The 21,241-nt window shown below is 40.0% G+C and carries 22 protein-coding genes and 1 riboswitch; of the genes, 20 read left to right on the top strand and 2 right to left on the bottom strand.

The window, feature by feature from the left end; translation table 11 throughout:
* Positions 1-5 precede the first annotated feature (5 nt).
* On the top strand, positions 6-833 hold the full coding sequence (locus AC4HAJ_RS05665) for an AraC family transcriptional regulator (protein WP_491079191.1): 828 nt from the start codon (positions 6-8) through the stop codon (positions 831-833).
* Complete coding sequence (locus AC4HAJ_RS05660) at positions 830-949, top strand: helix-turn-helix domain-containing protein (RefSeq protein WP_491079287.1); 120 nt, start codon at positions 830-832, stop codon at positions 947-949. The genes AC4HAJ_RS05665 and AC4HAJ_RS05660 overlap by 4 nt, the downstream gene beginning before the upstream one ends.
* A gap of 53 nt (positions 950-1,002) precedes the next feature.
* Here AC4HAJ_RS05660 and AC4HAJ_RS05655 read toward each other — a convergent pair whose 3' ends face one another.
* Positions 1,003-1,872, bottom strand: coding sequence for a fumarylacetoacetate hydrolase family protein (locus AC4HAJ_RS05655; RefSeq protein ID WP_491079190.1), 870 nt, complete (start codon positions 1,870-1,872; stop codon positions 1,003-1,005).
* Between the two features lie 279 nt (positions 1,873-2,151).
* Here AC4HAJ_RS05655 and AC4HAJ_RS05650 point away from each other — a divergent pair, with 279 nt between their 5' ends.
* Complete coding sequence (locus AC4HAJ_RS05650) at positions 2,152-2,460, top strand: antibiotic biosynthesis monooxygenase family protein (protein WP_491079189.1); 309 nt, start codon at positions 2,152-2,154, stop codon at positions 2,458-2,460.
* 72 nt (positions 2,461-2,532) lie between these two features.
* On the opposite strand, the gene AC4HAJ_RS05645 is transcribed toward AC4HAJ_RS05650, so the two are convergent.
* Entirely contained in the window at positions 2,533-3,453 is a 921-nt protein-coding gene (locus AC4HAJ_RS05645) for a phosphatase PAP2 family protein (RefSeq protein WP_491079188.1), read from the bottom strand.
* Between the two features lie 194 nt (positions 3,454-3,647).
* On the opposite strand from AC4HAJ_RS05645, the gene AC4HAJ_RS05640 reads away from it, so the two are divergent.
* From AC4HAJ_RS05640 to AC4HAJ_RS05560, 17 genes are all read left to right on the top strand, one after another.
* Entirely contained in the window at positions 3,648-4,526 is an 879-nt protein-coding gene (locus AC4HAJ_RS05640; RefSeq protein WP_491079187.1) for a substrate-binding domain-containing protein, read from the top strand.
* A 10-nt stretch (positions 4,527-4,536) separates the two neighbouring features.
* The gene (gene pstC / locus AC4HAJ_RS05635; protein WP_491079186.1) at positions 4,537-5,382 is read left to right on the top strand and encodes a phosphate ABC transporter permease subunit PstC; all 846 of its coding nucleotides are present in this window, start codon (positions 4,537-4,539) and stop codon (positions 5,380-5,382) included.
* A 2-nt stretch (positions 5,383-5,384) separates the two neighbouring features.
* Entirely contained in the window at positions 5,385-6,263 is an 879-nt protein-coding gene (pstA, locus tag AC4HAJ_RS05630) for a phosphate ABC transporter permease PstA (RefSeq protein ID WP_491079185.1), read from the top strand.
* A complete protein-coding gene (gene pstB / locus AC4HAJ_RS05625; protein ID WP_491079286.1) occupies positions 6,256-7,005 on the top strand; it encodes a phosphate ABC transporter ATP-binding protein PstB in 750 nt (249 codons plus the stop codon). The genes pstA and pstB overlap by 8 nt, the downstream gene beginning before the upstream one ends.
* Positions 7,005-7,655 carry a phosphate signaling complex protein PhoU gene (gene phoU, locus AC4HAJ_RS05620; protein ID WP_491079184.1) on the top strand — a complete coding sequence of 217 codons (651 nt, stop codon included), beginning with the start codon at positions 7,005-7,007 and terminating at the stop codon, positions 7,653-7,655. Before pstB ends, phoU begins: the two co-directional genes overlap by 1 nt.
* Entirely contained in the window at positions 7,652-8,326 is a 675-nt protein-coding gene (locus tag AC4HAJ_RS05615) for a winged helix-turn-helix domain-containing protein (protein ID WP_491079183.1), read from the top strand. The genes phoU and AC4HAJ_RS05615 overlap by 4 nt, the downstream gene beginning before the upstream one ends.
* Entirely contained in the window at positions 8,316-9,974 is a 1,659-nt protein-coding gene (locus AC4HAJ_RS05610) for a sensor histidine kinase (RefSeq protein WP_491079182.1), read from the top strand. Before AC4HAJ_RS05615 ends, AC4HAJ_RS05610 begins: the two co-directional genes overlap by 11 nt.
* Before the next feature lie 144 nt (positions 9,975-10,118).
* A complete protein-coding gene (locus AC4HAJ_RS05605; protein ID WP_447451311.1) occupies positions 10,119-11,111 on the top strand; it encodes an aldo/keto reductase in 993 nt (330 codons plus the stop codon).
* A 186-nt stretch (positions 11,112-11,297) separates the two neighbouring features.
* Positions 11,298-12,890, top strand: a complete 1,593-nt coding sequence (locus AC4HAJ_RS05600; RefSeq protein ID WP_491079181.1) for a type I restriction-modification system subunit M — start codon at positions 11,298-11,300, stop codon at positions 12,888-12,890.
* Positions 12,890-13,492, top strand: a complete 603-nt coding sequence (fic, locus tag AC4HAJ_RS05595; RefSeq protein WP_491079180.1) for a protein adenylyltransferase Fic — start codon at positions 12,890-12,892, stop codon at positions 13,490-13,492. The genes AC4HAJ_RS05600 and fic overlap by 1 nt, the downstream gene beginning before the upstream one ends.
* Before the next feature lies 1 nt (position 13,493).
* Positions 13,494-14,792 carry a restriction endonuclease subunit S gene (locus AC4HAJ_RS05590; RefSeq protein ID WP_491079179.1) on the top strand — a complete coding sequence of 433 codons (1,299 nt, stop codon included), beginning with the start codon at positions 13,494-13,496 and terminating at the stop codon, positions 14,790-14,792.
* Between the two features lie 13 nt (positions 14,793-14,805).
* A complete protein-coding gene (locus AC4HAJ_RS05585) occupies positions 14,806-15,333 on the top strand; it encodes a restriction endonuclease subunit S (protein WP_491079178.1) in 528 nt (175 codons plus the stop codon).
* Positions 15,334-15,385: 52 nt separating this feature from the next.
* A complete protein-coding gene (locus AC4HAJ_RS05580) occupies positions 15,386-16,540 on the top strand; it encodes an anticodon nuclease (RefSeq protein WP_491079177.1) in 1,155 nt (384 codons plus the stop codon).
* Between the two features lie 60 nt (positions 16,541-16,600).
* On the top strand, positions 16,601-16,873 hold the full coding sequence (locus tag AC4HAJ_RS05575) for a type II toxin-antitoxin system RelB/DinJ family antitoxin (protein ID WP_491079176.1): 273 nt from the start codon (positions 16,601-16,603) through the stop codon (positions 16,871-16,873).
* A complete protein-coding gene (locus AC4HAJ_RS05570) occupies positions 16,860-17,138 on the top strand; it encodes a type II toxin-antitoxin system RelE/ParE family toxin (protein WP_491079175.1) in 279 nt (92 codons plus the stop codon). The genes AC4HAJ_RS05575 and AC4HAJ_RS05570 overlap by 14 nt, the downstream gene beginning before the upstream one ends.
* A 2-nt stretch (positions 17,139-17,140) precedes the next feature.
* Complete coding sequence (locus AC4HAJ_RS05565) at positions 17,141-20,203, top strand: type I restriction endonuclease subunit R (protein WP_491079174.1); 3,063 nt, start codon at positions 17,141-17,143, stop codon at positions 20,201-20,203.
* A 62-nt stretch (positions 20,204-20,265) separates the two neighbouring features.
* Complete coding sequence (locus AC4HAJ_RS05560; RefSeq protein WP_491079173.1) at positions 20,266-20,916, top strand: endonuclease III domain-containing protein; 651 nt, start codon at positions 20,266-20,268, stop codon at positions 20,914-20,916.
* Positions 20,917-20,995: 79 nt separating this feature from the next.
* A riboswitch (purine riboswitch) is annotated at positions 20,996-21,093 on the top strand.
* Positions 21,094-21,241: the final 148 nt, after the last annotated feature.

Genomic DNA, 21,241 nt, shown 5'->3' with positions numbered 1-21,241 from the left:
CGACTGTGAAAATAGTATTAACCCCTGCATTTCAAAACTTTTTACACACTAATGGCATAGATGTCCAAGCCATTATAGAGAGTGCTCACTTATCTAATCAACTGACGCACCATACACTTCGCTACAGCAATAGCGACTACCACCAATTCATGATGACTGCTGATCCCCTAATCTCTGATCAAGCCATACTGGAACTAAGTAAAATAGAGAATATCCAGTACTTTGTTCCAGTATTTTTTGCAGCCTTATCCAGCTCCAATGGATTAGTAGCCTATGAGAAAATCAAACGCTATAAATCGCTAATAGGGCCTCTGCAACTGAACATTCAGGATCTTGGTGAGACCATCAGTCTATCCTTTGACTATCAATTTCCGTATTTACCGCGTACTGTTTTGCTTCAAGAGCAATTATTATTGCTGAATCTTCTAAGAGCAGGAACGGCTAAACAGATCAATCCCATCAAAGTTTCTGGACCTTATCGCTATGGTTCGCTCTTAGAGCAGGCATTAGGGCTTCCTACTGAGAAAGCAACTAACAATACTATAGTCTTTCAGAAAGCAGATCTAGAGCTACCTTTTTCTAAGGCAAACCATACCCTGTGGCTGATTTTAAAACCCTATCTTGAGCAACAATTACACTTGACTAAGCAAAAGCAAATGCTGCAAAGGCAGCTCATCGAAGCTATCATCAAGGGGGACACCTCCTTAAGGGCTGTATCTCAGCAGCTCCATATCAGTCCACGGACTTTACAGCGCCAACTGGCGCGACAAAATACAAGCTTCAAGCTAGAGCTAGCTGCCATTCAAAAAGCCTTTGCCCTTAGCTATTTATAACAACAGACGATATTGCTTTTCTGCTGGGTTTCTCAGATAGCTCCAGCTTTCTGAGAGCCTTTAGGAGATGGACAGGACTAGGGATTAAAGAATATCACAAACAGCTAAAAAAGTAGCAGAACTATAAGATATTAAAATGAGTTAAGCAATGGCTCAACTCATTTTATATTTATATCCGCAATTTGAAAGTGTTGATCAGTGTTCCAATACCTGTGATAGAGATATCAATCGTATCGCCGTCTGATAGCCAAGATTGTTTATCTTCATCTTGGCCCAAGATAACACCACTCGGGGTTCCTGTAAAAATCAAGTCCCCCGGTAGAAGAGTCATATACTTGGAGAGGTAGGAGACAATTTCATGAGGCTTATAAATCATGTGACGCACTTGCTCTTGTTGACGAATCTCTCCATTAACACGGGTGATCAGTTCTGCCTCTTCAAAGTCAAAGTCTTCCCTAGTCACTAAGAAGGGGCCAACTGGGGCAAAGCCGTCCATAGACTTTCCTAAAGTCCATTGACTGGTCTGGAACTGCGGGACACGTGCAGTAAAGTCATTGCCGATCGTATAGCCAAAAATGGCTTTCTCTGCCTGATCCAGATTGGCATTTTTGACAGTTTGCCCAATGACTATGACCAACTCCCCTTCATAGTCATAATGGTGGGCAACATCTGTCCCATAAATCGTAGCATTATGATGATTCAAGGTATTAGGGAGCTTGGTAAAAATCTCAGGAAAGTCAGATTTGATAAACAAATCGGTCTCAGATTGATGATCCCTATAATTCAACCCTACCGCTAAAATCTTTGAAGGATTAGGGAGAATAGGTGCACGGTCGTAGCCAAAAATATCTTTAACAAGATAGGCAGAAAAGTCTATACCTTCCAGCGCTTGCTGGGCCTCTCCCGATTGGATAAATTCTAATAGATCACTCTGCTTGGATTTAGTATCTGCCAATAGTTGACTGACATTGATCCAGTAGCCCTGCCATTCCATCAGGACCTGCTCCTGATTGTCTTTGGTAATTGCTGTTAATTTCATCGCTAAACACCTCACTTTATTCCCCCCTATTATACCAGAAGAGCCTTGAAAAAATAACTAATCTTAAAAAATGATAAATAGATCGTGATCTTTCTGATAGCCTTGCAACGGAGCTAGGAGGAGAAGCGTTCTCTATGTGATCCCAACTTTCAAACGAATCATTTGCTGGCTATGACTGATTTTGCTACACTAAGAGCACAAAAGGTTGTTGGGAAATAGGAGTAATGTCCTAAAGTTTCAATGCAGCCTGATGCTAATAACGTTAGGGAGGACTTTCTTATGACACATGTACAAACCGCTGTATTTACTGTAGACGCTGATTACCAAGCAGCTTTTGAAGAAAAGATAAAAAATGACCTCAATTCTCTTCATTCTTGGCCTGGAAATGTCTCAGCAGAAGCATGGCAAGCAGGCGAAGAAGACGGTAAAATCGACTTTGTCTTAGTATCTAAATGGACAGACAAGGCTGATTTTGAAGCCTGGCTCAGCCGCCCAGAACATGCACAGAGACATCAAAAACCAGAGGTACAAGAAGTCCGCAAACACGTGACAAGAAAAGTTGCTAGCTATCAAGTCTTGGCTGACTAAGTCAAGAACCTAAGATAACAATAAAAGAGTTGATTAGACCAAGCTGTAAAGCCCGATCTAATCAACTCTTTTTTAATCGTCTTCAATAAAGCGATAACCAGCAACCTTTGCCAAGGCAAAGATAACAAAGAAGGTAATCATAGCGCTGGCTGCGACATCAGATAAGAAATGCGCCTCTACCCGCACACGTGAGATTGCCATGAGAAAGCCGTAAGCTAAGCAGATATAAGTCATGCGAGTTTGCCCCTTGACGTGGTCACGACTGATGAGAAAAGGAAAGAACATGGCACTCATCCCAGCTAGCGTGTGCCCAGATGGGAAGGAACGATGACCGTTTTCCCCATTGATCTGCCACCAATTAGTAAAATGAGCCCCATCGACATGGCCAAAGACTTCGTAAGGACGAAAGCGCCCCCAGGTTTCCTTCATTGTATCGATGATGTTTTCAGATAAGAAGTAAAAAGCGATCCCTAAAATAGCAACAGAGATAAGATCATTAAGAGCTCTGGGCTTTTTTTTTGAAAGCCATCTAAACTGTATGATACTGCCCACAGCCCATATAGCTATACTCATGCTGTATTTCAAGCTCATAGGGTAGCTGATGGCAGCTCCCGTATCGTTATTAGCCGTGGCAATAGGAAGTCCTTTGGCGATATTGTCTGCACTACTATAGCCATAGTAAAGCCAGTCATCCACCATATGAAGAATAGCCCAAAAAGATAACAGCAGAGCAGCTCCGGTTAGAATCAACTTAAGCAGAGGAACCTGGCTGCGCTTATAGGCTACAAACCCTAGAATATTGGCAGAGACAAAGAGTACCAGAGGTTCTGGAAACATGCCAAAGTCCTGAAAGACGGTCCCAAAGATAGAGTCTTGGCTCCCCAACTGTTGGGAAATAACTTGATCAAAAAAACTAGCCAAGATGAGCAGTAGGATAGAACTACCATAGACAATGGTCAGCAGACGTTTTTCCTGACGATTAAGTGTAAACATATCAAAATCCTTTCAAAAGTGATGGGCTCATTGTAACAAGTCTTTTCAAAGAAACCATCAGCTTCATGTAAAATCCATGCAAAATCAATCGATTCCCAGATTTTACAAAAACTTTACAAAACTATAGGAATAAATTTGATAGTTGATCGGTAAAATAAGACGTGTAAAAATTAAAACTAAGGAGACCCTTACTCATGAAAAAAATGACACGTTTCTCACTAATCGCCTTAGCCGGATTGGCTGGCCTAAGTCTCTTAACGGCTTGTGGTGGTTCAAAATCAGGATCTAGCAACCAACCTATCAATATCATCACTCGTGAAGATGGCTCTGGCACACGCGGTGCCTTTATCGAACTCTTTGGCGTCGAAGAGAAAAACAGTGATGGTAAAAAAGTTGATAAGACAACTCAACAAGCAACTGTTACTAATTCAACAGCCGTCATGCTGACGACAGTGGCTGGTGATGAAAGTGCGATTGGTTATGCGTCGCTGGGATCTGTCAATGACACCGTTAAGGTACTAAAAGTCGATGGAACCAAGGCTAGCGCCGAGGCAGTGAAAGATGGTAGTTATAAGATTTCACGTCCTTTCAATATCGTAACCAAGGACAATCTTAATAGCCAAACAAAAGATTTCATTCAGTATATTCAAAGTAAAGATGGGCAAAAGATTGTCGAAGACAATGGCTATATCTCGGATTCCAATACAGGTGCCTACAAGTCTCAAAACAAGAGTGGAAAGATCGTTATCGCAGGCTCAAGCTCAGTGACTCCAGTTATGGAAAAACTCAAAGAAGCCTACATCAAGGAAAATCCAGATGTAACGATCGAGATTCAGCAAAGCGATTCCACAACAGGGGTAACCAGTGCCATTGATGGAACATGTGACATCGGTATGGCTTCTCGTGAACTGGAACAGTCTGAAACAGACAAGGGTGTTAAATCACAAGCCATTGCACTAGATGGTATCGCCATTATCGTCAATAAGAATAACAAAGTAAACAATATTACAAGTGATCAAGTCAAAGCCATTTATACTGGTAAGACAAGCACTTGGGCTGAACTTGACAAATAAGGAGTCTTAGATGGCCCAGACAAAGGAAAAAATCATGCAGGCAGTCTTCTTCCTGACTGCTTGTATTTCTGTATTATCGGTTTTACTGATCTGTCTCTTTATCTTTTCAAATGGAATTCCAGCTATCACAAAGATTGGACTAGGTGACTTTATCTTTGGCAAGATATGGCAGCCAGCTAATAATAGCTATGGAATCTTTCCTATGATCATCGGATCTATCTATGTGACGGCGGGTTCCTTGGTAGTCGGGGTTCCTGTCGGAATTCTCAGTGCCATTTACATGGCTAAATTTTGTCCAGATAAGATCTATAAGCCACTCAAGATGGCCATTAATCTCATGGCGGGGATTCCATCGGTTGTCTATGGTTTCTTTGGCTTGGTAGTCTTGGTCCCCTTTATCCGAGAACAGACACTGAGTCTTGGTACTGGGGTTCTGACAGCTTCCCTACTTTTGGGGTTGATGATTCTTCCAACCATCATTACCGTCTCAGAGACGGCTATCCGAGCAGTCCCTGATAGTTACTATGAAGGAGGGCTAGCTCTCGGTACCTCCCACGAGCGCAGTATCTTTTTCATTGTTGTCCCCGCTGCCAAACGCAGTATCTTAGCTGCCGTGATTTTAGGATTAGGACGTGCTATCGGTGAGACTATGGCTGTTATTATGGTCGCAGGAAATCAAGCCGTCATCCCGACATCGATCACCTCTGGTGTCCGGACCTTAACCACCAATATTGTGATGGAGATGGGCTACTCAACTGGTCTTCATCGTCAAGCCCTAATCGGGACGGCAGTCGTCTTGTTTGTCTTTGTACTAATCATCAATGTCAGCTTCTCGCTGATACGTAAAGAGGAGTAAAGATGAAAATCAAAAAATCAAGCCACTGGCAAGAAAAGTGGTTAGCCTATAAAAATGATCCTCTATCCCTATTTTTAAACCTACTGGTGCATATAGGGATTGTCTTAACCGCTTTATCGATCCTAACGCTTGTGGGCTACATAATGATCAAGGGTATTCCCAATATTAAGTCCAGTCTCTTTGAAATGACTTACACCACACAAAATGTATCCCTCATGCCTGCTCTCATCAATACTGTTTTTATAACGATACTAGCGCTCTTGTTTGCAGTTCCAGTTGCCATCGGAGCTTCTATCTATTTGACAGAATATGCAAGACGAGACAATCCCTTTGTAACGGTGATCCGTATTGCAACTGAGACTCTGGCAGGTATCCCATCCATTATCTATGGTTTGTTTGGTGCCCTCTTTTTCGTTAAATATGCCCATATGGGTCTCTCGCTCCTATCTGGAGCAGTGACCTTAGCGGTTATGGTCCTTCCTTTAGTGATGCGCACGACAGAAGAAGCTCTTCTATCAGTTCCAGATGGCTATCGTGAAGGGAGCTTCGCTCTGGGTGTTGGAAAATTGCGCACCATTTTTCAAATTGTTTTGCCGAGCGCCCTGCCTGGAATCTTTTCTGGGATTATCCTAGCCATTGGTCGCATTGTCGGTGAGTCTGCTGCCCTGATCTTTACAGCGGGAACCGTAGCAGAAGTGGCTAAGAGTGTCTTTAGTTCCAGCCGTACTTTGGCTGTTCATATGTATGCTATTTCAGGAGAAGGACTCTATATCAACCAAACCTACGCTACAGCGGTTATCTTGCTAGTCTTAGTTATCGTCATCAACCTCTTTTCAGAATGGGTTGCTAAAAAATTAGAAAGAAGGATCAATGGTGAATAAATTAGTAATAGACCAATTAAATCTCTACTATGGTGACCATCATGCGCTCAAGGATATCAAGCTAGACATTGCTGAAAAAGAAATCACTGCCTTTATCGGCCCTTCTGGTTGTGGAAAATCAACCCTGCTTAAAAGCCTCAATCGCATGAATGATTTAGTTAGAAACTGCCATATCCAAGGACTAGTAGCCTTGGATGGTGAAGATATCTACAAGGATGTAGATACAAATATCCTGCGCAAAAAAGTCGGTATGGTCTTTCAGAAGCCCAATCCCTTTCCTAAAAGCATCTATGATAATGTTGCCTTTGGACCACGCTCACACGGGATTCACAACAAGGCCAAGCTCGATGAAATTGTCGAGCATTCTCTGCGCCGAGCTGCCATCTGGGACGAAGTGAAGGACCGACTCAACAAATCAGCCCTAGGACTATCAGGGGGACAGCAGCAGCGATTGTGCATTGCGCGTGCCCTAGCTATTGAGCCTGAAATTCTGCTCATGGACGAGCCAACTAGTGCCCTAGACCCAGTTTCCACCGCTAAGATTGAAGAATTAGTCATGGAACTGAAAAAGAACTATACCATTATCATGGTCACCCACAACATGCAGCAAGCTGTCCGGGTATCTGATAAAACAGCTTTCTTCCTATCTGGTGAGTTGGTCGAGTTTGATAGGACCAGTCAACTCTTCTCAGTGCCACAAGACAAACGAACAGAAGATTATATTACAGGGAGGTTTGGCTAATGCGTTCTAAGTTTGATCACCAACTCAATGACCTCAATAAGGATTTAACCCTTATGGGTTCTCTCTGTGAGGAAGCTATCATCCTATCCTTAGAAATTTTAAAGGAAGATGAATTTCACCTAGCTGACCAAGTGACAGAGACCGCTCGCCACATTGATCAATTAGAAAGAGACATCGAAGCTCAGTGCCTCAAGCTCCTTTTACGCCAGCAGCCAGTTGCCAGAGATTTGCGCCGTATCTCAGCAGCTCTTAAGATGGTCTATGATATGAAGCGCGTGGGAGCCCAGTCTGGTGAAATGGCAGCTATCATTGCACAAAAGCATATCATCTCAGGTCCAGAAGTCGAGCTTTTAGAAGAGATGACCAAGCTTGTGGCTAAGATGGTAACTAGAAGTATCGATGCTTTCGTGGATGAAGATAGAACGAAAGCTCAAGAAGTCATCGAACATGATGAGCAAGTCAACCAACAATTTGATACAATAAAAGAAAAACTGATTGCCTACTTTGCTCAGCCAGAAGCGGATGGGGAATATGCAATAGATCTCTTGATGGTCGCTAAATATGTAGAACGTATCGGAGATCATACGGTTAATATTGCTAAGTGGGTGCTTTATTCAATTACAGGACAGTTAGATGGAGATACTGCATGATTTATTGTGTCGAAGATGATGATGATATTCGTGAGCTCATTTTATACACTTTAGAGACTTCTGGATTCAAAGCCAAAGGTTTTGAAGACAGTACTCTTTTTTGGGAGATGTTTGACCAAGAACAACCAGAACTTATCTTATTGGATATTATGCTGCCAAATGAAGATGGTCTGACAATTCTCAAACGGCTCAAGAACAGCTTAGGGACCAAAGATATACCTGTCATAATGACAACAGCCAAGGGAACTGAATTTGACAAGGTCAAGGGTCTGGATCTCGGAGCAGATGACTACCTCGTCAAACCTTTTGGTATGATGGAGATGATCTCTAGAGTCAAGGCTGTTCTGCGTCGTTCTCAAACCAAGACCAATCTCCTAGAAATGGGAGCCCTATCTTTGGATAGCGATGCTCATCTCATTATGCTTAATCACAAAAGACTAGAGGTCACCCGAAAAGAGTTTGATCTGCTGGAACTCATGATGAGCCATCCCAAGCGGGTCTTCACCCGTCAGGAGCTTTTAGACACGGTGTGGGGAGAACAAGCCGTTTTAGAGACACGGACAGTTGATGTCCACATCGGCACACTACGAACCAAGCTCGGCTCTTACAGCCATTATATCCAAACTGTTCGTGGGGTAGGCTATCGAATGGAGGTAACCGATGACCCGTAAGATTTTTAAGTCAACACTCTTAGCAACCTTAGGGGTACTTATAGCTTCCTTAGTCATGATTTTAGGGGTGCTTTATCGCTACTTTACCGACAACCAAATGGCTCAACTGCGTACAGAGACCAGTTTGGTTGCCCAAGGGATAGACCTGGGCGGTTCACGTTATTTTGACCAGCTGGATACGTCTAGTATTCGAGTGACTTGGATCGATGATACAGGAACTGTGATCTATGACAGTGATAAGGATCCTGCCAAGATGGCCAATCATGCTAATCGTAAAGAGGTCAAAGAGGCTTTAAGAAGCGGAGTAGGGGAGAGTTCACGCTACTCATCGACAATGACCCAACGCTCGCTCTACACCGCTAAACGCCTAAAGGATGGAACTGTCGTAAGACTGTCGGTCACCCAACATACTGTCCTCTTACTCTTGATACGAATGGCACAGACGATTTTCTTAGTAGTAGTAGTTGCTTTTCTGCTCTCTATTATGCTTGCTCGCTATACAGCCAATCGCCTAGTTGAGCCCATTAATAGACTCAACCTTGAAGCGCCTATGGAAAATGACACCTATGAAGAACTGTCTCCCTTGCTACGCCGGATCGACCGTCATCAAAGGGAGATCAGCCAAAGAGAAACCCTGCTGGCGCAACACCAACAAGAGTTTGATACCATCATTTCCCGAATCAAGGAGGGGATGATCCTACTCAATAGCAATCGTCATATCATCAGTATCAACCCATCTGCCCAGAAACTCTTCAATACGGATGAAACAGCCATCACCAAGGATATGATCGAAATCTCACGTGATTACGATCTCAATCAATTAATCGACAAAGGACTAGATGGCAAAAAAGGTGAAGGCTATCTAGAATTTGATCAAGCTACCTATCGTGTCTTGGGACGTCCTGTCAAAGAGGGGGACCAGATAACAGGACTTGTCCTCTTACTTTTTGATATTACCGATCAGCTTCAAATTGAGCAGATGCGCCGTGAGTTTACAGCTAATGTCTCTCATGAACTAAAAACACCTCTCCATGTCATCGCAGGCTACTCCGAGATGCTTAGCGGTCAGCTCGTCAATGCAGATGATATTCCTAAATTTGCGCAGAAGATTTATCGAGAATCCCAGCGTATGATCCAACTCGTAGAGGATGTCATCAATCTATCTCATCTGGATGAATCTGATCAGATAGAGATGGAGCTCCTTGACCTAAATCAAATCAGCGAGCAGATCGTCTCATCCTTGCAAACAAAGGCAAAAGATAGTCATATCACCCTCGATCTAACCGGACAAAAAGCCCTTATTATGGCTAATCCAGCCTTGATCGAATCGATCGTCTATAATCTCTGCGACAATGCCATCCGCTATAATAAAGAAGGCGGTCAGGTCTTCGTGCGTATCCAGTCTAGCTCTGACTCTGTTCAGCTGGAAGTAGAAGATACTGGAATCGGAATACCTAAAGATGAGCAACAGCGCATCTTTGAGCGCTTCTATCGTATTGATAAGAGTCATTCTAAGAAAGTTGGAGGCACAGGTCTTGGGCTCTCTATTGTGAAACATGCTGTTCAACTCCATGGTGCTCAGATCCAAATTGACAGCCAAGAAGGTAAGGGAACCAAGATGACCGTGATCTTCAAAGCCGTCAAATAAAAGATCACTCTTATAAACGTTAGCCAAGACTGAAGCCTACCTGAATCCTGCGTAAATAATTTGTTTGTTTTTTAAGTTTTAACTTGACTTATAGTGGACTTCAAGGTATAGAATAAAAATGAAATTTCTACAGGAGGTAGCATCATGGAATATGTGAAATTAGGGGCAACAGGTTTGGAAGTTTCTAAGCTCTGCTTAGGTTGTATGAGTTTTGGAGATGCCACGCTGGGATTTCACTCAGGCTGGCTTCTCGATGAGGACAAGAGCCGTGTCATCATTAAGAAAGCCTTGGATCTAGGAATCAATTTCTTTGATACGGCTAATGTTTATGCGGCTGGCAGCAGTGAAGAGTACCTCGGCCGAGCTCTTCGTGATTTTGCCAACCGTGAAGATGTGGTGATTGCGACCAAATGCTTCTTCAGTGATTTGCCTAATGGTGAAAGTAAGCCCAACAACCACGGGCTTTCACGCAAGGCTATTTTCCATCAGGTTGAGCGCAGCCTTAAGCGGTTGGGGACTGATTACATTGATATTCTCTATATTCATCGCTGGGATTATCATACGCCAATTGAAGAGACCATGTCAGCTCTGAACGATTTGGTAGGCAGCGGTAAGGTTCGTTATCTGGGAGCTTCAGCCATGTATGCTTGGCAGTTCCAGAAAGCGCAATATGTTGCTGAAAAGAACGGCTGGACTAAATTTTCCGTCATGCAAAATCATTATAATCTCCTCTATCGTGAAGATGAGCGCGAAATGCTGCCTTTCTGTCAGGAGACAGGTGTTGGTTTAGCGCCCTACAGTCCTTTAGCATCGGGTCGTGTCGTGCGCGATTGGACAGCTGATACAGCCCGCAGTAAGACGGATACAACAGCCCAAAGTAAATACGACAGTACCGAGGAGCAGGACATGGCGATTGTTAACCGGGTCGCTGAACTTGCTGATAAATACGGTGTCACCCGCACGCAGATCGCCTTGGCGTGGTTGTGGCAAAAAGGCGTCCACTCACCAATTGTCGGTGTCACCAAGGAAAAATATCTGGATGACTTTATGGGAGCTTTTGACCTTCACTTGACTCAGGAAGATATGGATTATCTGGAAGAAAAATATCTCCCTCACAAGGTTGTCGGGGCTTTGTAAACAGAAGATGGGCTTGAGTTGTTCAGATTGGGATTTTAATGATTGGTCAATAAGATAAACGAACAAGATTGAGAGTGTTGATCTCAGTCTTGTTTTAGTTACAAATACTAAAAATAAAAGCAGACAGATAGATAGCAGTTTTTATGGTAAAATGTAAGGTATCACTATTAGTTAATGGAAAGAAGTATGAGTAAAGAAGTACAGCAAAGAGAAGAATTACATAGAAAAATCTGGAGCATCGCTGATGATGTACGCGGAGCCGTAGATGGTTGGGATTTTAAACAGTATATTTTAGGGATTTTGTTTTACCGCTTTATCTCTGAAAATATCTCAGCCTATTTTGATAAAACAGAGCACGAAGCAGGAGATTTAGACTTTCGTTATGCTGATTTGAGTGATGAAGAAGCGCAGGAAGACTTTCTTCCGGGAACAGTTGATGAAAAAGGTTTCTTTATTCTACCATCACAGCTTTTTGAAAATGTCGTAAAAAACGCTAGCGATAATAAGGATTTAAATACAGACTTAGCCAAGATTTTTAAAGATATCGAAGCTTCTTCTGTTGGTCATGCTTCCGAAAGTAGCTTTAAAGGACTGTTTGACGATTTAGATACAACATCTAGCCGTTTGGGAGGAAATGTAAAGGAAAAAAATGAACGTCTTGCCAGTATTTTAAAAGGTATCGCTAAAATTAATTTTGGTAATTTCGAGGATAATGATATCGATGCTTTTGGTGATGCTTACGAGTTCTTAATTTCTAATTATGCGTCTAATGCAGGTAAGAGCGGTGGAGAATTTTTCACGCCTCAGACCGTTTCAAAACTGCTTGCTAGATTAGCCATGGTAGGTAAGAAAAAGATAAATAAAGTTTATGATCCTACCTGTGGTTCAGGTTCTCTATTGTTACAAATGAAAAAGCAATTTGAGGAACATGTCTTGGAAGAAGGTTTCTTTGGTCAGGAAGTCAATATGACCAATTACAATCTAGCTAGGATGAATATGTTTTTGCATAATATCAATTATAATCATTTTGATATTCGTCGTGGAGATACTCTCTTAAATCCTCAGCATTTAGACGAGCGTCCATTTGATGCTATTGTGTCAAATCCACCTTATTCTATCAAGTGGATTGGTGATGGCAATCCAATTTTAATCAATGACGAACGTTTTGCTCCAGCAGGAAAGCTAGCGCCCAAATCTAAAGCCGATTTTGCTTTCATTATGCACAGCCTCAATCATTTATCTAACAAGGGACGAGCGGCTATCGTCTGTTTTCCTGGTATTTTTTATCGTGGTGGTGCTGAAAAAACTATTCGCCAGTACCTTGTAGATAATAACTTTGTTGAAGCAGTCATTGCTCTGCCAGATAATCTATTCTATGGAACCAGTATTGCTACTTACGTATTAGTTTTAGCAAAAAATAAATCCGAGGATAAGACTCTTTTTATTGATGCTTCATCAGATGAGAAATTTCCCTCCACTGATAAAAATAAATTTTATGAGACGGTTACCAATGGCAAGATATTGAGTTCTGATAATATCGAAGCGATTGTTGAGCTTTTTAGTAATAAAAAGGACGTTGACTATGAGTCTAAACTTGTTGATAATAGTCTTATAGCTACGGAATATGATTATAATTTATCGGTATCAACTTATGTTGATAAGAGAGACACCCGTGAGGTTATCGATATTGACGTGCTAAATGAGGGTATCCAAAAAACCGTAAAGAAAATTGATAATTTACGAGCTGAAATTGATAAGATTGTTGAGGAGTTAAGCTGATGGTATTAGAGAATAAATTAGGGCTCACCAACAGTGCTGACTTGGCGCGTGAAGAAGAGCGTATCACAAAGAGTAAGGCTAAAGAACTCTTTGAACAAGGCGAGCTTTTTCAGTTTGAAGTAGGGACCTTTAAGGGGTTAGCGGCCATCCATCAGGCTCTCTTTTCTGAGATTTATGCGTTTGCAGGCAAACTCCGTGAGGTCAATATTGCTAAGGATAATTTCCAGTTTGCACCCCGTATCTTTTTAGAACAATCCCTGAGTTACATTGACCGATTGCCTCATCAGACCTTTGATGAGATTGTGGACAAGTATGCGGATATGAATGTCGCCCACCCTTTTCGTGAGGGTAATGGTAGAGCTATGCGCCTGTGGCTAGACTGCATGCTACAGGATCAACTGGGAAAAATCGTGGATTGGAATGCCATTGATAAAGATGAGTACTTTGCAGCAATGGTGCGTAGCCATGTGTCAACAGGTGAGCTTAAATACCTTCTACTAAACCACCTCACTACAGACCTCAGTCATGCCAGCTTTTTCAAAGGTGTTGATGCCTCTTACTACTATGAAGGTTACACGCTCTATAAAACGGAGGACTTGTAACATGACAACTATCGAAGCAATGATTAAAGACCTCTGTCCCAATGGTGTGGAGTGGAAAGAGCTGGGGGAGGTTTCCACATTTTACGGTGGATTAACAGGAAAAAGCAAGAAAGATTTTGAAATTGGTAACGCAAAGTATGTTACGTATAAGAATATTTTCAATAATTTTCAAGTAGACGAATCGTTGCTGGAATCTGTGACTGTGAGAGAGACAGAAAAACAAAATTTTATTGCTTATGGCGATGTTCTAATTACTGGATCTTCGGAAAATGCAGAGGAAGTTGGAATGTCTTCAGCTGTAACTTTTGTTCCATCTGAACCAGTTTATCTTAATAGTTTTAGTTTTGGTGTAAGATTTAATACAGATTTTGAGATGATTCCTGAATTTTCTAAACATTTATTTAGAGGACTAAAACTGAGAAAGCAAATTGAAAAAACTGCTAGTGGTGTTACTCGGTTTAACGTCTCCAAAGAACGTTTTAGACGTGTAAAAGTTCCAAATATCCCCTTAAAAATTCAGCAAGAAATCGTGCAAATACTTGACAAATTCACGGAGTATGTTACAGAATTGACCGCAGAATTGACCGCAGAATTGACCCTACGCCAAAAGCAATATTCTTTTTATCGGGATAAATTACTATCGTTTGAAGATGACGTTTATCAGGTGGAGTGGAAGACGCTGGGGGAGATAGCGGACTTTAATTATGGCTACACTGACAAGGCACAAGATTTTGGGGAAGTCAGATTTATTAGGATAACAGATATTGATGAGAACGGTTATCTTAAGATGACAGATAAGAAATTTGTTTCTTTGACTAATGAATCACAAAAGTACATGGTCAATTATGGCGATTTACTTATGGCTAGAACTGGTGCAACTTATGGTAAAACGTTATTTATAGACACTGATGAGCCTAGTGTATATGCATCTTTCTTAATAAAAATTATACCTAAGGAAAGTTTGAATGCTCGGTATTACTGGCATTTTTCAAAAAGCGATTTATATTGGAATCAAGCTAACAATCTAGTTTCAAAAGCAGGTCAACCGCAATTTAATGCGAATAGTTTGAAAAAAGTAAAAATTCCCGTCCCTCCGCTTGATATCCAATCCCGCATCGTTCAAGTTTTGGATAATTTTGACACGGTTTGTAATGACTTAAATATCGGACTGCCTAAGGAGATTGAACTCCGTCAGAAGCAGTACGAATATTTTAGAGATAAGCTCTTGACCTTTACCGCCGAAGGCGTGTATACTGACAGTACAGTACAGTACAGTACAGTACAGACAAGACCTAATTAGGCTCTTGCAATGGGTGTTTGGACCGGTACGGGTCAGACTTGGAGCTATTGCAGATATTTCACGTGGGAAACGTGTTGTTCGTAAGGAGCTGTCACTTGATAATGGATATCCAGTTTATCAAAACAGTCTTATGATACTAGGGTATTACGAACAGTTTAATACTCCTGCTAATACAGCATTTATCATAAGTGCGGGAGCTGCTGGAGAAATTGGATTTAGTCATGAAAAATTTTGGAAAGCTGATGATGTCTGGACAATGAGTTCTAAATCTATTAATCAAAGATTTTTGTATCACACGCTTTTGAACAATCAATCCAGAATTAAAGATCAGGTAAGAAGAGCTAGTATACCTAGATTATCTAAAAATGTAATTGAAAACTTAATCATTTGTCTTCCTGAAAATGAAACTCAATCCCACATTGTCTCTATCCTAGACAACTTCGATACTTTAACCAATTCCATTTCTCAAGGGTTACCCAAAGAAATTGAATTGCGACAAAAGCAGTATGAGTATTTTAGGGATAAGTTGTTGAGTTTTTAAGTTTTTAGCTGGTCCAAAGTTGTTTATTATGTAGGAATATTAAGGAGGATAAATGACAGAATTTGATAGTTTAGAAGATGTTGCAGTCGAGTTGAAAGACGCTAAAAAGAATATCAAATTAGTTTATGCCTTTAATGGAACAGGAAAGACTAGATTGTCCATGTTGTTTAAAGACTTGATTCAGCCTCAAGTAGATATTGAAGCTGAGACAAGCTCCTTAAAGAAAATTCTTTATTATAATGCTTTTACGGAAGATCTCTTTACATGGGATAATGATCTTGAAAATGGAAGTGAACGAAAGTTATTAATCAACACAAATTCTGAGTGGATTAAAAAAATTATCACAGTAGAAGGAGATAGCGCTCGAATTGTAGAAAAATTTCAGGACTATGTTCTTGAAGATAAAGAAGATATTTCAGAAAAAATTGAGGCAGAGTTCAATGTAGATGTAACAGCCGTTTCTTTTAGAAGGAGCTATCAAGGAAACATTTCTGAAAACATAAAAATTTCAAGAGGAGAAGAAAGCAATTTTATTTGGTCAATTTTTTACATTTTCATGGAATTTATCATTGAGCAACGTAGTTCAGAAGAAGATAGGCGGACGCATGAGTATGATGAACTGGAATATATATTTATAGATGATCCTGTTTCTTCTTTAGATGATAGGAGAATTATTGATGTAGCTCTAGATCTAGCCCACCTCTTAAAAGAGAGTAATCAAAATAATACTGGATTAAAATTTGTTATCACTACTCATCATGCTTTATTTTTTAATGTCCTTTTCAATGAATTAAAGAATAATAGCAGTAAGTTTTTATTAAAAAAAACAAATCAGAAATATCTACTGAATTCTCAGGATAATGGTTCTCCATTTGCTTATCATTTGATGCTTGTAGATGAACTAAAAAAAGCTATTGCAGAGGATAGAATCGAGAAATATCATTTCAACTTACTGCGTAATTTGTTAGAAAAAACTGCAACTTTTCTAGGTTATAAAAATTGGGGTGATTGTGTCGTTTTAAGGGATGAAGATGGTAGTCTAGAAGAGTCCGCTCCTTATATTCGCCGTATTAATCTACATAGTCATAGTGCACACTCAGATTATGAAACTAGAGTGTTAACAACTCAGGAAAAAAAGGCCTTGGAGCGTATTTTTAACCAGTTTCTTCAGAATTTTGGCTTTAATATCCAAAACAATAAAAAGTAAGAAAAAACTACTGTTTTTTCTTACTTTTTTGATATAATAAACTCAAAAGGAGTTAATTATATGGTTGTAAAAAATAAAGCAAATATCAATATCAAAATTGATTCGGAGGATAAGGCAGCAGTTGATGCGATTTTTGCCCACATGGGTCTAACAACAAGTGCTGCTGTCACTATGTTTATTAAACGTGTCATTGATGATCAAGCTTTACCATTTACCCCAAGGGTAAGAAATACTTTGGACATTGCTTTAGAGCAGGTTAAAAATGATGATGTTGAAACTTTTAATAATTTTGATGATTGGAAATCAGAGATGAGTGCCTATGTTAAAGATTAAGCAAACCAAGCAATTTAAAAAATCTTTTAAACGAATGGCAAAGCAAGGTAAAGATATGAAAAAACTTTTTATGGTTGTGGAACTCTTGAGTAAACAATCGGAACTGCCATTGTCTTTGAAAGACCATGAACTAAAGGGCAAGTGGCGGGGTATTCGAGAACTTCATATCGAACCAGACTGGCTGTTAGCTTATCAAGTTAAAAATGATGAGCTTGTGCTTTTACTGATTGATACAGGCAGCCATGCACAGATGTTAGGAATGTAAAAATGAAACCAGTAGATCATTCAAAAGTAATAATACCTGCAGCAGAGTTAACCAACGGGATTATTTTAGGGGAATTTATCAAAACTAATCGTCATAACTGCGATGCTTATCAGACAGAGGCTGAACTTGAAAAGCAGTTGATTGTAGATTTACTTCAAGGACAGCAATATGAACATTTTTTCGGTAAGACTTCAGAAGATTTGCTAGCCAATCTTAAGCAGCAGATTGAGCGGTTAAATGGTGTTAGCTTTTCTTCTGTAGAGTGGCAGCGATTTCTAGATGAATATTTGGATAAAGTCAGTGATGGTATGATTGAGAAGACTCGCAAAATTCAGGAGCATCATATCTATGATTTTATTTTTGATGATGGTCATATAAAAAATATCATGATCATTGATAAGAACAATATTCATCGGAATCATCTTCAAGTAGCTAATCAAATCAGCCAGAAGGGCAGTCATAAAAATCGTTATGATGTAACAATTTTAGTCAACGGACTGCCTTTGGTTCAAATTGAGTTGAAGAAGCGCGGTATACCTATGAAAGAAGCATTTGAGCAAATACATAGGTATAGTAAAGAGTCTTTCAATTCTCAGCATTCACTGTTTCAGTACGTTCAACTTTTTGTTGTCTCCAATGGGACGAGAACTCGTTATTTTGCTAATACGACAGCTCAAAATAAAAACCATTTTGAATTTACATGTGAGTGGGCAGATAAGAAAAATAATGTAATACATGATTTAGAAGATTTTGCCCAGACCTTTTTAAATAAGCATGTTTTGCTGTCAATCTTGACTAAGTATTGCATTTTTGATGCTAGCGATACGCTTTTAGTCATGCGACCGTACCAAATAGCTGCGGCTGAAAGTATTATGCACCAGATTAATATTGCTCATGAAAATAAACGATACGGTACTGTTGATGGAGGCGGCTATATTTGGCATACTACTGGTTCTGGAAAAACGTTAACAAGTTTTAAGACAGCACGCTTAGCAACAGAATTAGACTATATTGATAAGGTATTCTTTGTTGTGGATCGCAAAGATCTGGATTATCAAACAATGAAGGAATACCAAAAGTTCCAAAAAAATTCTGTTAATGGCAGTAAAAATACTAAAGAACTTAAAGCTTCTATCGAAAAAGATGACAATAAGATTGTCGTTACAACCATCCAAAAGCTCAATGAGTTTGTCAAAAAAAATCCAAATCATCCCATTTTAGATAAGCAGTGCGTTCTTATCTATGATGAGTGCCACCGTTCGCAATTTGGTGATTCTCAAAAGAATATTCAGGGAGGGTTCAAGCAGTATTATCAATTTGGATTTACAGGGACTCCCATTTTTCCTGAGAATACTCTAAATGGGCAGACAACAGACAGTATCTTTGGACGGCAACTTCACTCTTACATTATTACAGATGCTATTCGTGATCAAAAGGTCCTCAAATTTAAAGTTGATTATAACTATGTTAAACCTGAATTGAATAAATTCCGAGAAGCTGAACAAGCCGTTGGACAGGAAATAGATGAGAAGCAACTTAAAAAAATAGAAAGGGATATGCTTCTTCACCCAGAGCGAATTACAACTGTATCCGAATATTTATTGCGTGTATTTGATGATAAAACCCACCGCCGAACTCAGTATACATACAAAAAGAAACGGCTGAATGGCTTTAATGCCATGTTTGCGGTTCAAAATATCCAAGCGGCTAAAGTTTATTATGAAGAACTTAAGCGTCAGCAAGCTCATTTACCTGATGATAAACGTTTAAAAATTGCAACTATCTTTAGTTTCGCTGCAAATGAAGAGCAGCAAGCTTATGGATCGATTGAGGAAGAAAATTTTGAGCCTAGTGCTATGGATTTGTCATCTAAGGAATTTTTAGATAAAGCTATCTATGACTATAATCAGATGTTTCGGACAAATTATTCTACTGATGCCAAGCAATTTCAAGATTACTATAAAGATCTATCAAGGAGGGTTAAAAATAAAGAAATTGATTTACTCATTGTAGTAGGGATGTTTTTGACAGGTTTTGATGCTCCCGCTATGAATACCCTTTTTGTAGATAAGAATCTTCGGTATCATGGATTAATTCAAGCCTTTTCACGCACCAATAGGATTCTTAGTAAGGAAAAACCATTTGGAAATATTGTCTGCTTCCGCGACCTTGAAAAAGCGACAGTAGATGCTATTAAACGTTTTGGTGACCCTGATGGAAAAGGTAACGAAAATAGTATCCACATCATTTTGGAGAAAAGTTATCAAGATTATATGGATGGTTTCGTTGATGACGATACAGGGCAGTCTAATCGAGGTTATAAAGAGATTTGTCAGGAATTACTGGCTAAATATCCAGATCCAACTGAGATTCATCTTGAGTCAGAAAAGAGAGAATTTGTTCAGCTGTTTGGTGAAGTGCTTAAGATGGAAAACATTCTACGAAACTATGATGAGTTTGTAGAAGAAGGAAGTATGATTTCTCCTAGTTTGATGCAGGATATGCGTAGTGTCTATGTTGATATTCGTGATGAAGCGTATGGTGGACCTAAAGCAGGAGAGAGTGAAACTAGCATTGACTTTTCGGATATTGAATTTGAAATCGAATTATTAAAGACTGAAGAAATTAGTCTGGATTATATCATCAATTTAATTTCTGAAAAGTCGAAAACGATAGAATCGAAGGACGATCTAAAAGCCGAAATTCTTCGTGTTATTCGTTCAAGTATTGATATGCGCTCTAAAGAATCTTTGGTAATGAGCTTTATAAATGACACCAATTGGGAACAGTTGCAGGATGAGCAAGTGATTCTAGATCAATTTTATACTTATGCTCGACGTCAAAAATCATTAGCCATTGCTGACCTCGCTAAGAATGAGAAATTGCAAGGAGAGTATCAGCATTTTATTGAACAATCTTTGATTCGTGGTTATGTATCTAGTGAGGGGACGGAACTAAATGAGTTAATGCCTCCAACTTCTAGACGTAAGGGTGCTAGAGAGCGCAAAAAACAAGAAATCTACCAAAAGTTACAGGAAATTGTAGAAATTTATAATGGTATCTAAAAATTTTGTGGATAGTTACTTACTCTGAAGTATGTGTATGGTATTCAAAGGATTGTAATAGTATGGAGTTAACCCTATACGACCTCTATCAAAAGATGCTGGCTCACATGGGGCCCACCGGCTGGTGGCCGGCTGACAGCAAGCAGCAGATCATCATTGAAGCTATCTTGATTCAGAATACAACAGAAGGCAATGCTGTTCGTGCATCACAGCTGATTAAAGCGCAGACTGACTATGATTTTCAGCGCATTCAGCAACTAACTCTGGAAGAGTTGGAAGAGCTCGTTAGGCCAGCTGGCTTTATGAAAAATAAGAGTAAGGCGATTACGACACTGACCCAGTGGTACCTAGCTCATAACCAGGATCCCAAGGCTACTGTAGCACTGTACGGTGACACCCTTCGTGACACCCTTCTTAAGCTGCATGGTGTCGGACCTGAGACGGCTGATGTCCTGCTGACTTATATATTTGACCAGCCGCAATTTATAGCAGATAAGTATGCTCGTACGCTTTTTAGTCTCCTAGGTGTCGAAGGGTTGACCAACTACCAAAGTTTGAACCGTCAGCTCTCAAGACTGCCAGAGCCCTTTACTTATCAGGATGCCCAAGAATTTCACGGCTTGATTGATGAGTTTGGCAAAAGCCATTTTCATCCTATAGAGAACTTCAAAACAAGCTTTCTGGCTGACCATAGGTTAGACTGGCGGGCTTAAAGAAAAGCAAGCTAAATCAGGATTTACAATTTCAATACTGCGTGGTATGATTAGAGCAATCGATTTTTCGATCATACAATAAAATAATCTATCAGAAACTTATTTAAACTGTGAATAGGGCACAGCGTCTCTACAAGACACCGTAAATGTCTTTCAATAAGTATGGCAGACAAGAACTAACTTCAAAGTGCTTTTGTGTATCAAAAGCCTTCAAAAGCTAGTGCTAAAAATGAGTATCTGACACAGTTGGATGCTCATTTTTTATGCTATTTTAAAACCAATTAGAGGCAATTAAGAAAGACTAATCCCTATTCAAGTTATTGTT

The sequence above is a fragment of the Streptococcus sp. ALY_211 genome (genome assembly GCF_058314555.1).
The sequence above is the reverse complement of the archived record's forward strand: the minus strand, read 5'-3'. Positions and strand labels throughout refer to the sequence as shown.

Coding starts and splice junctions, on each gene's coding strand:
- AC4HAJ_RS05600 (WP_491079181.1), top strand. CDS start 11,298: ATGAGTAAAGAAGTACAGCAAAGAGAAGAATTACATAGAAAAATCTGG.
- AC4HAJ_RS05640 (WP_491079187.1), top strand. CDS start 3,648: ATGAAAAAAATGACACGTTTCTCACTAATCGCCTTAGCCGGATTGGCT.
- AC4HAJ_RS05615 (WP_491079183.1), top strand. CDS start 7,652: ATGATTTATTGTGTCGAAGATGATGATGATATTCGTGAGCTCATTTTA.
- AC4HAJ_RS05570 (WP_491079175.1), top strand. CDS start 16,860: ATGTTAAAGATTAAGCAAACCAAGCAATTTAAAAAATCTTTTAAACGA.
- AC4HAJ_RS05590 (WP_491079179.1), top strand. CDS start 13,494: ATGACAACTATCGAAGCAATGATTAAAGACCTCTGTCCCAATGGTGTG.
- AC4HAJ_RS05655 (WP_491079190.1), bottom strand. CDS start 1,872: ATGAAATTAACAGCAATTACCAAAGACAATCAGGAGCAGGTCCTGATG.
- AC4HAJ_RS05575 (WP_491079176.1), top strand. CDS start 16,601: ATGGTTGTAAAAAATAAAGCAAATATCAATATCAAAATTGATTCGGAG.
- AC4HAJ_RS05645 (WP_491079188.1), bottom strand. CDS start 3,453: ATGTTTACACTTAATCGTCAGGAAAAACGTCTGCTGACCATTGTCTAT.
- AC4HAJ_RS05650 (WP_491079189.1), top strand. CDS start 2,152: ATGACACATGTACAAACCGCTGTATTTACTGTAGACGCTGATTACCAA.
- AC4HAJ_RS05560 (WP_491079173.1), top strand. CDS start 20,266: ATGGAGTTAACCCTATACGACCTCTATCAAAAGATGCTGGCTCACATG.
- fic (WP_491079180.1), top strand. CDS start 12,890: ATGGTATTAGAGAATAAATTAGGGCTCACCAACAGTGCTGACTTGGCG.
- AC4HAJ_RS05580 (WP_491079177.1), top strand. CDS start 15,386: ATGACAGAATTTGATAGTTTAGAAGATGTTGCAGTCGAGTTGAAAGAC.
- pstC (WP_491079186.1), top strand. CDS start 4,537: ATGGCCCAGACAAAGGAAAAAATCATGCAGGCAGTCTTCTTCCTGACT.
- phoU (WP_491079184.1), top strand. CDS start 7,005: ATGCGTTCTAAGTTTGATCACCAACTCAATGACCTCAATAAGGATTTA.
- AC4HAJ_RS05610 (WP_491079182.1), top strand. CDS start 8,316: ATGACCCGTAAGATTTTTAAGTCAACACTCTTAGCAACCTTAGGGGTA.
- AC4HAJ_RS05605 (WP_447451311.1), top strand. CDS start 10,119: ATGGAATATGTGAAATTAGGGGCAACAGGTTTGGAAGTTTCTAAGCTC.
- pstA (WP_491079185.1), top strand. CDS start 5,385: ATGAAAATCAAAAAATCAAGCCACTGGCAAGAAAAGTGGTTAGCCTAT.
- AC4HAJ_RS05565 (WP_491079174.1), top strand. CDS start 17,141: ATGAAACCAGTAGATCATTCAAAAGTAATAATACCTGCAGCAGAGTTA.